This is a genomic window from Novosphingobium sp. (genome assembly GCF_039595395.1).
Taxonomy (GTDB): domain Bacteria; phylum Pseudomonadota; class Alphaproteobacteria; order Sphingomonadales; family Sphingomonadaceae; genus Novosphingobium.
Genome location: NZ_JBCNLP010000001.1, coordinates 1,336,627 through 1,350,129 on the forward strand (window position 1 = coordinate 1,336,627; position 13,503 = coordinate 1,350,129).

The following is a 13,503-nucleotide window of genomic DNA, read 5'->3' on the forward strand; positions in this document are numbered from 1 at the left end:
GATCAGAAGCTCTTTACATCATAGATGCGCGACAGGTCGCCGTTCCACTCGCCATGGTAGAGGTCGAGCAGGCGCTGGGCCGGAACCTTGCCGGTGGCCACCACCTCGTCGAGCGGGGCGAGGAAGCCGGTCTCATCGTCACCGATCGAGTTCTTCTGGGCACGGGCACGCAGGCCCGAGCGGGCGATATCCAGTACCTCGCGCGCGATATCCTTGAGCTTGCCGCCGCCGGGCAGAGGGGCGTCCAAAGCCAGCTTGGGCACGCCGGAGCGCAGCGCCTCGCGGCCTTCCATATCCCAACCCTTGACCAGATCCCATGCCGCATCCAGCGCCGACTGATCGTAAAGCAGGCCCACCCACAAAGCGGGCAGGGCGCAGATCCGGTCGGTCGGGCCGCCATCGGCGCCGCGCATTTCGAGGAAGCTTTTCAGGCGAACCTCGGGGAAGGCGGTGGAGAGGTGATCGACCCAGTCGCTCTCACGCGGCAGCTCGCCGGGCAGGACAGACAATTTGCCCGCAAGGAAATCGCGGAAGGACAGGCCCGCCGCATCGATATACTTGCCGTCGCGGTAAACGAAGTACATCGGCACATCGAGCATATAGTCGACATAGCGCTCGTAACCGAAGCCATCCTCGAAGACGAAGGGCAGCATGCCGGTGCGCGCCGGATCGGTGTCCGACCAGATGTGGCTGCGATAGGAGAGATAGCCGTTGGGCTTGCCCTCAGGGAAGGGCGAGTTGGCGAACAGCGCGGTGGCCAGCGGTTGCAGCGCCAGCGACACGCGGAACTTCTGCACCATGTCGGCTTCGCTGGAATAGTCCAGATTGGTCTGGATGGTGCAGGTGCGCAGCATCATGTCCAGCCCCATCGAGCCCACGCGCGGCATATGGCGCAGCATGATCTCGTAGCGGCCCTTGGGCATGATCGGCAGCTCTTCGCGGGTCTTGTCGGGCCAGAGGCCGAGACCCAGAAAGCCGGTGCCGGTCGCCTCGCCGATGGCCTTGACCTGGCGGACATGGCGCGCGCTTTCGGCGCAGGTTTCATGCAGATTAACCAAAGGCGCGCCCGACAGCTCAAGCTGACCGGCCGGCTCAAGGCTGACATTGCCATCCTTGCCCTTCAGGGCAATGATGTTTCCGCCCTCAAGAATCGGTTCCCAGCCGAACTGGCCCAGCGAGACCAGCATGTCGCGGATGCCATCGGGCTCATCATAGGAAGGGGCGCGGTGGTCGGCGGTGCGATAGACGAATTTCTCGTGCTCGGTGCCGATGCGCCAGCGCTCGCGCGGCTTTTCGCCGCCCGCCATCGGCGCGATCAACTGCTCGCGCGTGGTGATGACCGGATCGACGCGATCCGAAACTTCCTTGGTGCTCATGCCTAATTCGTCCACCGCTGAATGCCGCCGAGTGTTAGGGCACAGCCCCAACCCAAGCCAGCGCTAAATGAGGAGGATGCCCCCCGCAGCCAGCGCGTTTGAGCATTTGCGGGAGAAAATCAAGAATTTTGTACCGACCAGTCTCCAATTACCCCCATCCATAATGCGGTGGCGGCGATTGTGGCTGTTTCGCCACGCAAAATGCGCGGGCCCAGGGTGATGGGATGGGCGCTGGAGAGGGCGCGGATGGCGGCGCGCTCGCCCTCGTCGAAGCCGCCCTCGGGGCCGGTGAGCAGGGCGGCGGGGCCTGTGTTGGCGATGAAGGTCGCGGCGGCGGGGGCGCCTCCGGTCTCATCGGCGAAGAACAGGGCGCGTGCGGGTTCCCAAGCTTTCAGCAAGGCATCCAGCTTCACCGGCTCGGCCAGCACGGGCAGGGCAGTGCGGGCGCATTGCTCGGCGGCTTCGGTGAGCAGAGCGCGGGCGCGGTCCAGATTGAGCTTGTCGGCCACGCAGCGGCGGGTCAGCACCGGCTGGATGCGCGCCACGCCCAGCTCGCAGGCCTTTTCCAGCACCAGATCGAAGCGGTCCTTCTTGAGCAGCGCCGCGCACAGCGTGAAATCGGGCACATCCTCACGCGGGCGCAGCAGGATCTCGCAGGTGACGGCCAGATCGCGCTTGCCGACATGCGTGGCGCGCGCAGCCCATTCGCCGCAGGCGTCATCGCACAGGATCACGGCATCGCCGACGTTCATGCGCATCACCCGGACCAGATAATGCGCCTGAGCGCCCTCGATCACCACCTGAGCATCCTGAACCAGCGGTCCGGGCACAAAAAGACGCGGCGCGCTGCGCGGCGGCCAGGCGGGGGTGGCGGGCAGATGGTCACTCATGGGCCCTCCCTAGCGCCGCTGTGAACCCAAGACCAGAGCAGGCCTTGTGAGCGCGCAGCCGCAGCGATATGCCGCGCAGATGACCCAGCCCATCCAGCCCCAAACCGTGCCCGACAGCGAACATCGCGGCCTGATGGCGATCCTGCCCCCGGTCGCGCGCGATTACGCGGCGCTGGCCCGGCTGGACCGCCCGATCGGCTGGTGGCTGCTGTTCTGGCCCTGCGCCTGGGGCGTGCTGCTGGGCGGGGGCATGCCCTCGCTGATGACCGGGCGCTGGGGCCTGCTGGCGTGGCTGCTGCTGGGATCGGTGGCGATGCGCGGCGCGGGCTGCGTCTACAACGATATCGTCGATGTCGACATCGACCAGCAGGTCGCCCGCACCCGCGCCCGCCCCATCGCCAGCGGCCGCGTGAGCAAAAAAGCCGCATGGATCTGGCTGCTGGCCCTGTGCCTGATCGGCCTGATCGTGCTGCTGCAACTTCACTGGCAGGCGCAGCTTGTGGCGCTGGGCTCGCTGGTGCTGGTCGCGGCCTATCCTTTTATGAAGCGCATCACTGGCTGGCCTCAGGCCTGGCTGGGGCTGGTCTTCACATGGGGAGCCCCTGTCGGCTGGGTGGAAGTGATGGGCTTCGAACGCCTCGACGTCCTCGGCCTGCTCTACCTCGGCTGCTGGGGCTGGTGCGTGGGTTACGACACGATCTACGCCTGTCAGGACCGCGAGGACGACGTACTGGTCGGCATCGGCTCCTCCGCCCTGTCGCTGGGCGGGCGTATTCGCGAGGGCGTGCTGGGGTTCTACGCCGTAGCGTTTGTCAGCTGGGGACTGGCCTTCTGGCGCTTGCGCCCGGATGCGCTGGTGTTGGCGGCGCTGGCCCCGGCGGCGGCGCATCTGCTGTGGCAGGCGCTGAGTTTGAACCCCGAGGATGGCGGCGGCGCCTTGGCTCGCTTCCGCTCGAACCGGTTTGCGGGGTTGTTGATGGCTTTGGCCTGTTGGGTGGTGGGGAATGCCTGAAGGGGTTTGAAGGGAGGAAAGATGCGAGGGGGTTACCCCCTCGCGCTCCCAGAACGTCTTCCGACGACATGGCAGTGGCGCCGCATCGAAGCGCCACGGCTCTCCACCTGCACCACCTGAAGCGCCGCAGGCATCAGTTTTCCCTGCCTGCCGCGCGGCGACCTTACTCCAAGGCCGAACCCGAAGCGCCAAGGCTGACAAATAATGGGAGCGCGAGGGTGTAACACCCTCGCATTCTCTCTTCCTTCTTAAACAGCCTCAGCCAACAAGGCCTCAGCCGCCTCCAGATCCACGCTGACCAGTCGCGACACGCCCTTTTCCACCATCGTCACCCCGAACAGTCGATGCATCCGGCTCATGGTAACGGCGTTGTGGGTGACGATCAGGTAGCGCGTGTCGGTTTCCCCCACCATGGCTTCCAGCAGATCGCAAAACCGCTCGATGTTCGCGTCATCCAGCGGTGCGTCCACCTCGTCCAGCACGCAGATCGGCGAGGGGTTGGTGAGAAACAGCGCGAAGATCAACGCCACGGCGGTCAAAGCCTGCTCGCCGCCCGACAGCAGCGTCAGCGACTGCAAACGCTTCCCCGGCGGCTGGGCGAAGATTTCCAGCCCGGCCTCCAGCGGATCATCCGAATCGACCAGCGCCAGATGCGCCGCGCCGCCCTGAAACAGGCGGGTGAACAGGCGGCGGAAATGCCCATCGACGGCCTCGAAAGCGGCGCGCAGGCGTTCGCGGCCCTCGCGGTTCAGGCTTCCGATCGAGCCGCGAAGGCGGGCGACGGCCTCGGTGAGTTCGGCCCGCTCGCGCTGCGAATCGCTGGCGCGGGTTTCGGCGATGGCAAGCTCCTCGGCGGCCACCAGATTGACCGGCCCGATGCGCTCGCGCTCCGAGGACAGGCGGTCCATCGCGGCATGCTCGTCAGCGGCCGAGACGCTGTCGTTTTCGTCGAAGGCGAAGCGCTCGGGCAGCAGCGGGGGCGGGCACTGGAACCGCTCACCGGAAAGCCGGTTGGTTTCGGTGCGGCGCTCTTCCTCATTCTCGGCGCGGGCGGAGGCGCCGGCGCGGGCCTCGCGGGCATCTGCGAGCACGTTCTGGGCTGCGGCGAAAGCGGCCTCGGCGGATTGGGCTTCGGCGGCGGCGGCGGCCAGTTCGCTTTCGGCCTGCGCCAGTTCGCCCGCGATGCGGTTGCGGATCGCTTCGGCCTCGGCGATGCGGGCTTGCAGCGCAGGCGGCTCGGCGGCGACCACGGCGCGCTCTTCCTCGATCTCGGCAAAGCGGCGGCCCATTTCGGCGAGGCGCCTCGCGGCGTCGCCCGCGCGCGCCTGCCAACTGGCCATATCGGCGGCCTGGGCGATCACGCGTTCGCGCGCCACGGCCAGCATCTGGTCCTGCGCGGAGAGCGCCGCCGTAGCGTTCTGATGCGCGACGCGCGCGGCCTGATGGCGGGCCTGAGCCTCGGCCAGTTCGGCGCGGCCCGCATCGGGCGCGGGCAAAGCGGCGCGCGTATCCAGAGCGGTCTGATGTTCGGCTCGCGCAGCCTCCAACTGCTGCTCCAGATCCTGAGCGGCGCTGGCCAGTTCGGCGCGGCGGCGGGCGAGGCGTTCCTTCTCGGACTCGGCGCGGTCCACGCGGCGCAGCGCTTGCCGTTCGGCCTCGGAGGCCTGAGTTACGGCACGCTCGGCAGCCACGGCGGCCTGCGATGTGGCGGCCAGATCGGCAGCCGCCCTGGTTTGCGCCGCCTCGGCCTGAGCCAAGGTCTCGCGCAGCGGCGGCAGTTGTGCATCCAGCGTGGCAAAGCGGTTGTCCGCCTCCAGCCGCGCCGCTTCCGCCGCGCCTTCGCCGCGCGCGACAAAACCGTCCCAGCGGCGCAGATGGCCGGCGCGGGTCACCAGCCATGCGCCGGGGGGCAGGGCGCGGCCATCGTCGGTCTCCACCACTTGCACCAGTGCCAGACGGGCGGCCAATTCGGGCGGCGCGCCGGGCACATGATCGGCCAGAGCATCGGGCAGAGCTGCTGGCGCCTTGGCGCCGGTCCAGAAGCGGCCCTCGGCCTGAGCCGGCGCCGGCCCTAGCGGCGCGCGGGCATCGCGGCCCAGCACGGCCGCCAGAGCGCGCTCATAGCCCGGCTCGGCGCGCAGATGGTCGAGGGCGAGTCGCTGCCCCGCCGCGCCCTTGGCGGCCTTGGCACGCGCCTCGCGGTCGCGCAGCAGGGCGCCGTGTTCGCGTTCGATGCCTGCCAGATCGGCGCGGGCCGATGCCACCGCTGCCGCGCCCGCATCGCGCAAAGCTTGCAGGGATGTCTTGGCGCTCTGGGTCTCGTCCAAAGCGGCACGCGCCTGCGCCAGATCCTGCGCGGCAGCGGCATTGGCGGCCTGAGCGGCAACCAGTTCCGCCTCCACATCGCCTGCGGCTTCCAGCGCGCGCATGGTTGCTGCCGACCGCTCGATTTCACCCTGAGCCCGCGCCAACCGGCTGGCCGCGGCACTGACCTGCGCATCGGCCACGCGCCATTCCGCCTCGATCCCCGCCTGCTTGGCGGTGGCCTGCGCCGAGGCGACCTCGGCCTCACGCGCGGCGCGGTCGGCCTGTTCCAGCGCGGTGGCGAGGGCGGGGCGGCGCGCCTCTTCCTGAGCCAGAGCGGTGCGGGCGGTGTCGTGGTCGCGCTCCAGCTGCTCGATGGCGGCGGCGGCATCGCGGGTCAGGCGGTCGGCCTCGCCCTGATCTTCCTCCAGCCTTGCGTGCTGGCGGGTGAGGTCTTTCAACTGCCGCTCGACGCCTTCCAGCTTCGTCGTCAACTGCGCCAGAAGATTGCCTTGCGCATGGGCATCGTCGCGCCGGTCGGTCAGCACATCGCGGACTTTCGCCATGCTCTGCACGGCAGCGGCCTGACGGTTCTGGGCGATGGCGGAGAGTGTCTGCGCCTTGGCCACCTGCTCCTCGGCGGCGCTGGCCTGAGCGCGCGCCGCCTTGGCGGCCTCTGCCGCCTCGCGCCAGCGGGCGAAGAGCACGCGCGCCTCGGCGGTGCGGATCATCTCGGAGAGGCCGCGATATTTCTCGGCGGCGCGGGCCTGACGGCGCAGGGTGACGATCTGGCTGTCCAGCCCGGCCATAATGTCGTCGAGGCGCATCAGATTGGCCTCGGTCGCGCGCAGTTTCTGCTCGGCGTCGCGGCGGCGGACGTGAAGCCCGGCGATGCCTGCGGCTTCTTCCAGCATCGCGCGGCGGTCGGCGGGCTTGGCGGCAATCACGGCGGCGATGCGGCCCTGGCTGACCAGAGCGGGCGAATGCGCGCCTGTCGCGGCATCGGCAAAGACCAGCGCCACATCCTTGGCCCGGCAGTCGCGTCCGTTCAGGCGATAGGCGCTGCCCGCGCCGCGCTCGATGCGGCGCACGACCTCCAGAGGCTCGCCCTCGGCATCCTGAGCGCCCAGCACCACTTCGGCGAAATCGCGCGGCGGGCGGCTGGCCGTGCCCGCGAAGATCACATCTTCCATGCCGCCGCCGCGCATCGATTTGGCGCTGCTTTCGCCCATCACCCAGCGGATGGCCTCCAGCAAATTCGATTTGCCGCAGCCATTGGGGCCGACAACGCCGGTCAGCCCCGGCTCGATACGCAGTTCAGCCGGCTCGACGAAGCTTTTGAAGCCCGACAGTTTGAGCCGGCTGATACGCATGCAGGATCAGACCGCGCCGGCGGCCTGCAGGGCCTTGTCCACATCGCTCCATTCGCTGGAGCCGACCTTGTTGCCGTTGACGAAAACGGTGGGGGTGGATTCGATGCCCTTGTTGCTGATGTTCTCGGCTTCCTTGGCCACCTTGGCGGCGGCGGCGGTGTCGGCCAGGCACTTGTGCTGCTGGTCGACCGAAAGGCCGCGCGCCGAGAAGAACTCGGTGTAGCCCAGCGCGTCGGAGACGGTGATCAGGCGCTGCGCGGGGGGCTGGTTCTGCGAGGCCTGAGCCTGCGGGAAACCGGCTTCCGAACGCTTTTCCACCGCATCGTAGTTCATGAAGAGCTGCTCGATCAGGCCGAAGGAGGCCTCGGTGGGCGCGCAGCGCACCAGCACGGTCAGCGGCACATCCTGCGGGTGGATGGCGAAGCTGCGGAATTCATAGGAAACCTTGCCGCTCTTCACATAGGTGTTGACGATCTTCTCCATGCCTTCCTGAGCCAGCTTGGCGCAGTGCGGGCAGGACAGCGAGCCATATTCCACCAGCTTCACCGGAGCAGCGGGGTTGCCCATCACCAGACCGCCCTCGGCCGTCGGCACGATCACGTCGGACCACTGCTTGCCGGCGGGCGGCGTGGTGGGCGCGGCCACGGTGGGCGTGCTGGAGGTGGCGTTGTCGGCCTTCTTGCAGGCCGCAAGGCCCAGCGCGAGAGGCAGGATGGCGGCGGCGGCAAAAGCGCGCTGGCGAAGGCGCGGCGAAAAGGTGGTCATGATCAGGCCTGTCCTCTTGGGTGACGGTTTGCTTGTGGCCGCAAGGCCGGTGGAGGAACCTCCGCGGGGGGCAGCGGAGGCGGGGGAAGTCTGGTTACATGCGTGCTTCAAGCTGGGGGCGCAGCGTGGCCCAGTCATAGGTGCCGGCCAGCAGCACGCCGTTGATGGCAAAGCCCGGCGTACCGTTCACGCCCTTGGCCTGGGCGTCGGCGGTCTGGGCCGAGATGCGCTTGGCCATCGCCTCATTGGTGAGGCAGCGGTCGGCATCGCTGCGCGAAAGGCCGCGCGCCTCGACGAAATCATAGAGCTTCAGGTCGTTGGCGATGGCGCGCATGCGGGTGGGGACATTGCCCTCGAACCAGCGCTGCTGCTGTTCCTTCGACAGGCTGGAGGCCGGGGCCAGCCATTTGCTCTGCTGCGACAGGAAGGAATCATGCAGGAAAAAGAACTTGTTGGCGGGCACGCAATTGGTCAGCAGCGCCACGGCCATATCGACCGGATCGCGCAGGAAGTGGCGGATTTCCAGCGTTCCCTTGCCGCTCGAGACCATCGTCAGGCGCAAGGTGGGCACACCCTCGGCCTCGAAATGGGCGCAATGCGGGCAGGTGTAGCTCATATACTCCACCAGGTGCAGCGGAGCCTTGGGGTCGCCCAGCATATGGCCGCCATCGGGCGTGACCGTCATGGTGTTGCCGAAATTATGGCCCGAGGCATTGGTCGCGGCCTTTGGCGCAGAGGCGTGGGCAGGGGCCTTGGTGGGCGCCGATTGCGCCGGGCTGAGGGTGAAGGCGCCGAGCATGGCCATCAACGCGATCATGGCGCGGGCGGCAAACGAACGGAGCGGGCGAACAAGCGTTGTGGAGCAAAGCATGGCGCGCATTATTGGCCTTCCTCGTCGCGTCCTGCAAGGCTGCGCGCGAGCGATTCCAGAACCGCCTTCAACTCCGGGTCGCCGATGTCGCGCAGCGAGTCGCCCAGTTCGACCGGAATGGGGCGCAGCACGGGGGGCTGGCTGGCGCCATCGGGGGCATAGGGGCGCGGTTTGACCTCGCCCTGCCTGATCTTCACGCGCTCCACGGCGTTATAGCCGAAGAAGCGGTTCACCCGCTCGACGATCTCGGGCAGCATCATGCTGACGATCGGGGCATGGGCGGGCACCACCACCAGTTGCAGGATGCCGTCGCCCTTTTCGCCCGGCGCGAAGCGGATGGATTCGGGCGCGCAGATTTTCGCCCGCGCGGGGCCCACGATTTCGGGCCAGCGGGTGACCACGCTGGATTGCACAAAGCCGAATCGGCGGAAGGCGCTGCGGCCCACATCGGGCATCAGATCGGAGATGACCCGCGCCTGCCCGCCGCGCGCGCGTTCGAAGCGTTTGGGCTCTTTTGCCTTGTTTGCCTTGCTGTCGGCAGCTTTGGCCTTGGGCAGCTTGCCCTTTGGGGCAGGGCGGCCCGTTTTCTGCTGTTCGTCCATGGCCCTGCACCTCCACGGCGTTTCCTTGAAGGCCGGGCCATGCCATAGGCGCGCCATGGATGCCAGAGGCCAGACCCCGCTACTCACCGAAGTTTCAGCCGTCACCCAGGCGCTGCTGGCATGGTACCGTGACCATGCCCGCGTGCTGCCGTGGCGCGCCCCGCCCGGTGCGCCGAGGATGGCGGCCTATCGCGTCTGGCTGTCGGAGGTGATGCTGCAGCAGACCACCGTGGCGGCGGTGATCCCCTATTTCGAGACCTTCACCCGGCGCTGGGCCGATGTGGCCGCGCTGGCCGCCGCGCCCGAGGAGGACGTGATGGCCGCATGGGCCGGGCTGGGCTACTATTCCCGCGCCAGGCGTCTGGTGGAATGCGCCCGCGTGGTGGCTGAACTGGGCGCCTTTCCGCAGGATGAGGCGGGGCTGCGGGCTTTGCCGGGATTGGGGGCCTATACGGCAGCGGCGGTGGCCTCGATTGCCTTTGGGCAGCGCGCGGTGGTGGTGGACGGCAATGTCGAGCGGGTGGTCTCGCGGCTGTTTGCCATCGACACGCCTTTGCCTGCCGCCAAGGGGTTGATCCGTGAAGGCGCCGACCGGCTGACGCCTGAGGATCACCCCGGCGATTTCGCCCAGGCGATGATGGACCTTGGGGCGACCATTTGCACCCCTCGCTCGCCCAAATGCCTGATCTGCCCGGTGGCGAACTGGTGTGAGGCGCGCGCGGAAGGCCGGCCCGAGGCCTATCCGGTCAAGCCGCCCAAGCTTGCCAAGCCCGCGCGCACCGGCACCGCTTTCTGGATCACCCGACAAGGCGCGCAAGGCCCCGAAGTCTGGCTGGTGCGTCGCGAGGGCAAGGGCCTGCTGGGCGGCATGCGCGCTCTGCCCGAGGATGGCTGGACGGCGCGGGTCGATGGTTCCCGCCAGCCTCCCTTTGCCGCGGCATGGCGTGATCTGGGTGCCGTAACCCATGTATTCACACATTTTTCGCTGACCATGACGGTGCAGGGCGCTACAGTCACCACACCCCCCGCAGGCGAGGGCGAATGGTGGCCGCTGGCCCGTCTGGATGAGGCGGGCCTGCCCACTGTGTTCGCCCGCGCCGCAGCCCGCGCCATGGCGGGACTTGAACTGGAGACCCCATGACCCTCGACACGATCCTGAGGAGCGGCCGCCCCCCCCGTCGCCTTCACCGGCAGCCTTCTCGACCGCGCCGACGCTCTGCGTCGCGATGAAGCTGCGCTGCAAGCTCTGGCCTCGGCGCCCGAAGCCCGCCTGCTGCTGCTCGACGGCATCGACCCGCAACTGACCGGGGATGGCGCGCTGGTCTGGGGCAAGGTGGCGCAGGCAGGGGACGCCGAACTGGTCTTCCTCGGTGTCGATGCCGAAGGTGTCGGCTCCTTCGCCGCCGTGCCGCGCCCCGAGCAGAGCCATATCGGCCCGGCATCGCCTGCGCTGTGGGCGGCGATGGCCAGCATCGGGCCCTCCGATCTGGCGATCTATGGGCTGGCGCGCAGCCTTGTCGGCTGGCACGCCCGCCATCGCTTCTGCCCGCGCTGCGGTTCGCCCACGCTGCTGGGCAAGGGCGGCTGGCAGCGCGGCTGCGTGAATGAGGTTTGCGGCGCCGATCATTTCCCCCGCACCGATCCGGTGGTTATCATGTCGGTCGAGCATGACGGCGATCTGCTGCTGGGCCGCCAGCCGCGCTTTCCCGTGCATCGCTATTCCACGCTGGCCGGTTTCGTCGAGCCGGGCGAATCGCTGGAAGAAGCTGTCGCCCGCGAGATCTTTGAGGAAGCCGGGATCGCGGTGGAGGATGTGCGCTTCATCGCCAGCCAGCCTTGGCCTTTCCCTTCATCGCTGATGCTGGGCTGCCACGCCCGCGCCCTGTCGCGCGAGTTGACGATGGATGAGTCCGAATTGGAGGATGTGCGCTGGTTCTCGCGCGCCGAAGTCGCCGAGGCGATGGAGGCGCGGGAGAGGGGCGAGGCAGGTGTGGCTTTCGATGCTCCGGGCAAGCATGCGGTGGCTTGGCATCTGATGGATCATTGGTTGAAGGGGTAAGAAGAAAGATGCGAGGGGGGGTACCCCCTCGCGCTCCCATAACGTCTTCCGACGAAAAGGCAGGTTGCCGCATCGAAGCGCCCGAACTCTCCACCTGCACCACCCAATGCGTCGCAGGCATCAAATTCCTCTGCCTGCGGCGCGGCGGCCTTGCTCTGTGGCTGAACCCGAAGCGCAAAGTTGACAATGAATGGGAGCGCGAGGGTGTAACACCCTCGCATGTCTCTCTTTTTCTGAAACCTTAAACCAACCCCAACTTGGCCAGTTCACTGACCAGATGCCCCGGCAGGGCCTCCGATCCATCCCCGCCGGAGCCCAGATCCGCAGGCGCATCCTTGCCCGCCAGATAGCGCCACCCCTGATGCGCCCGGCGCGGCATCGGCGCCACGGGGATCAGCTCGGGCGACAGGCGCACCCAGAAGCGGCCATCCTCTTTCTGCTCGAAGCCCAAAATAGGCGAGCGGCCCACGATCATATGCGCGTGGATCCAGAAGAGCGAGCCGCCCTCCATCTCTTTCACGCGGGTCGGCAGGTAGCGGGTGGTGATGCGCGCCTCGCCGGGGGCGTGGCTTTCCAGCCATGCGCGCAGACTGGCGGCGCTTTCGGCGCCGAAAGCGATCTTGGTCATGTTGAGGGGAAGGTCGGCCATGGCGCCTAGGTGGGGGCGCGAAGGCCCCCGGTCAAGCTCAGTGCAGGTGGAAAGCCGCCGCCAGGCCAAGGAAGAAGAAGAAGCCCAGCGTGTCGGTCATGGTGGTGACGAAAACGGTGGAGACCACGGCGGGGTCGATCTTCAGCTTTTCCAGACCGATGGGGATCAGCACGCCCGACAGGCCCGCGTTGATCGAGTTCAGGATCATCGCCAGCACCACCACCACGGAAAGCCACATATCGTGGTAGATAAGCTGGCAGCCCAGCGCCATCAGCGCGCCAAGGCCCCAGCCATTGGCGTTGGCGATCCACCATTCGCGCATGATCATGCGCCAGGTGTTGTGGTTGGTGAGCTGGTTGGTGGCGAGGGCTCGCACCGTCACCGCCATGGTTTGCGTCGCGGCATTGCCGCCCATGCCCGAGATGATCGGCATGATCACGGCCAGCGTCACCAGCTTCTCGATCGTGCCTTGAAAGGCCGCGACTACCGATGAGGCCAGCATGGCGGTGCCAAGGTTGATGAACAGCCACCACAGGCGCGATTTGATCGTCAGGTGCAGCGGCTCGTTGATGTCGCCGTCGCCCGCGCCGGACAGGGCCAGAGCGTCCTCGCCCGCCTCTTCCTGAATGATGTGCACCACGTCGTCTACCGTGATCTGGCCGACGAGGCGCCCGCTTTCATCGACAACGGCGGCGGAAATCAGCGCGTATTTCTGGAAGCGGAGGGCGACCTCTTCCTGATCCATCGTCACCGGGATCAGCGTCTGGTCGCGCTTCATCACGTCTGCAAGGGCAACATCGCGCGGCGAGCGCAGCAGCCATGACAGCGCGCAGGTGCCCAGCGGATGATGCCGCGCATCGACGATGAAGATTTCCCAGAATTCGGTGGGAAGATGGCCGTTGCCATTGCTGCTGAGGTAATCGATCAGATCGCCGACAGACATCGCCTCGCGCACGGCGATGACGTCGCGGCTCATCAGGCGGCCGGCGGATTCGTCGGGATAGGCCAGCGCCGATTCGATGGCGGCGCGGTCTTCCGGCTCCATCTCGGCCAGAACCGCCTGCTGGTCCTCGATGTCGAGGTCCTCGATCAGGGCCACGGCGTCATCCGTGTCCATGTTCTCGGCGATTTCGGCGATGTCTTCGGCAGGCAGTTCGTCGACCAGCGCCTCGCGGACGTGGTCGTTCATTTCGGCGAAGACCTCGCCGCTCATCAGGTCGGAAATGGCGTGAGCCAGCGCGCCGCGTTCATCGGCATCGACCAGCTCGAAAAGGTCGGCGATGTCGGCGGGGTGCAGCGGTTCGACGAGATCGTAGACCTGATCGACTTCGCCCGCCTCCAGCGCGTCGCGCACACGGTGGATGAAGTCGCTTTTCAGGCGATTGTCCTCGTCCAGACTGTCGCTTTCGGGCTCACTATGCGGCGTGTGATCCTGCGTCACGTCCAGATCGGCGTGATCAGGGCCATCATGGGGCTCGGCAAGGGGCGCGCTGGGCTCGACAGTCATCGCGAGGAGGTCTAGGCATGCCACCGGCAAAAGCAACCGGGCAAAGGCCCTGCCGTGCGTTTTTTGCTCCCCGATGCCGGGGAGCGGCACGCGGC

General features: G+C 67.4%; 11 protein-coding genes. 3 read left to right on the top strand and 8 right to left on the bottom strand.

Annotation, left to right across the window (positions count from 1 at the left end):
* Nucleotides 1-2: 2 nt before the first annotated feature.
* Nucleotides 3-1,376, bottom strand: a complete 1,374-nt coding sequence (locus tag ABDW49_RS06395) for a glutamate--cysteine ligase (RefSeq protein WP_343610553.1) — start codon at nt 1,374-1,376, stop codon at nt 3-5.
* A gap of 119 nt (nt 1,377-1,495) precedes the next feature.
* Nucleotides 1,496-2,254, bottom strand: coding sequence for a 16S rRNA (uracil(1498)-N(3))-methyltransferase (locus tag ABDW49_RS06400; RefSeq protein WP_343614180.1), 759 nt, complete (start codon nt 2,252-2,254; stop codon nt 1,496-1,498).
* A 91-nt stretch (nt 2,255-2,345) separates the two neighbouring features.
* Here ABDW49_RS06400 and ubiA point away from each other — a divergent pair, with 91 nt between their 5' ends.
* Nucleotides 2,346-3,278 carry a 4-hydroxybenzoate octaprenyltransferase gene (gene ubiA, locus ABDW49_RS06405; protein WP_343614182.1) on the top strand — a complete coding sequence of 311 codons (933 nt, stop codon included), beginning with the start codon at nt 2,346-2,348 and terminating at the stop codon, nt 3,276-3,278.
* Between the two features lie 248 nt (nt 3,279-3,526).
* Here the strand turns inward: ubiA and smc are convergent, their stop codons facing one another.
* The 4 genes from smc to ABDW49_RS06425 all read right to left on the bottom strand — a co-directional run bounded on the left by smc (nt 3,527) and on the right by ABDW49_RS06425 (nt 9,193).
* Nucleotides 3,527-6,955: a chromosome segregation protein SMC gene (gene smc / locus ABDW49_RS06410; RefSeq protein WP_343610554.1), complete on the bottom strand. Its 3,429-nt coding sequence runs from the start codon at nt 6,953-6,955 to the stop codon at nt 3,527-3,529.
* A gap of 6 nt (nt 6,956-6,961) precedes the next feature.
* Nucleotides 6,962-7,720, bottom strand: coding sequence for a thioredoxin domain-containing protein (locus ABDW49_RS06415; protein WP_343610555.1), 759 nt, complete (start codon nt 7,718-7,720; stop codon nt 6,962-6,964).
* 94 nt (nt 7,721-7,814) lie between these two features.
* Nucleotides 7,815-8,525 (bottom strand): thioredoxin domain-containing protein, encoded by a 711-nt coding sequence (locus ABDW49_RS06420; RefSeq protein WP_343610557.1) that lies wholly within the window; start codon nt 8,523-8,525, stop codon nt 7,815-7,817.
* Nucleotides 8,526-8,599: 74 nt separating this feature from the next.
* Entirely contained in the window at nt 8,600-9,193 is a 594-nt protein-coding gene (locus ABDW49_RS06425; protein ID WP_343610559.1) for a DUF721 domain-containing protein, read from the bottom strand.
* 55 nt (nt 9,194-9,248) lie between these two features.
* Between ABDW49_RS06425 and ABDW49_RS06430 the strand changes: the two genes are divergently transcribed.
* Entirely contained in the window at nt 9,249-10,334 is a 1,086-nt protein-coding gene (locus tag ABDW49_RS06430; protein WP_343610560.1) for an A/G-specific adenine glycosylase, read from the top strand.
* A 75-nt stretch (nt 10,335-10,409) separates the two neighbouring features.
* Nucleotides 10,410-11,252 (top strand): NAD(+) diphosphatase, encoded by an 843-nt coding sequence (gene nudC / locus ABDW49_RS06435; RefSeq protein ID WP_343614183.1) that lies wholly within the window; start codon nt 10,410-10,412, stop codon nt 11,250-11,252.
* Between the two features lie 241 nt (nt 11,253-11,493).
* On the opposite strand, the gene ABDW49_RS06440 is transcribed toward nudC, so the two are convergent.
* Both ABDW49_RS06440 and mgtE read right to left on the bottom strand, forming a co-directional pair.
* Nucleotides 11,494-11,901 (bottom strand): DUF1489 domain-containing protein, encoded by a 408-nt coding sequence (locus ABDW49_RS06440; RefSeq protein ID WP_343610562.1) that lies wholly within the window; start codon nt 11,899-11,901, stop codon nt 11,494-11,496.
* Nucleotides 11,902-11,938: 37 nt separating this feature from the next.
* Nucleotides 11,939-13,408, bottom strand: coding sequence for a magnesium transporter (mgtE, locus tag ABDW49_RS06445; protein ID WP_343610563.1), 1,470 nt, complete (start codon nt 13,406-13,408; stop codon nt 11,939-11,941).
* Between the last annotated feature and the right edge of the window lie 95 nt (nt 13,409-13,503).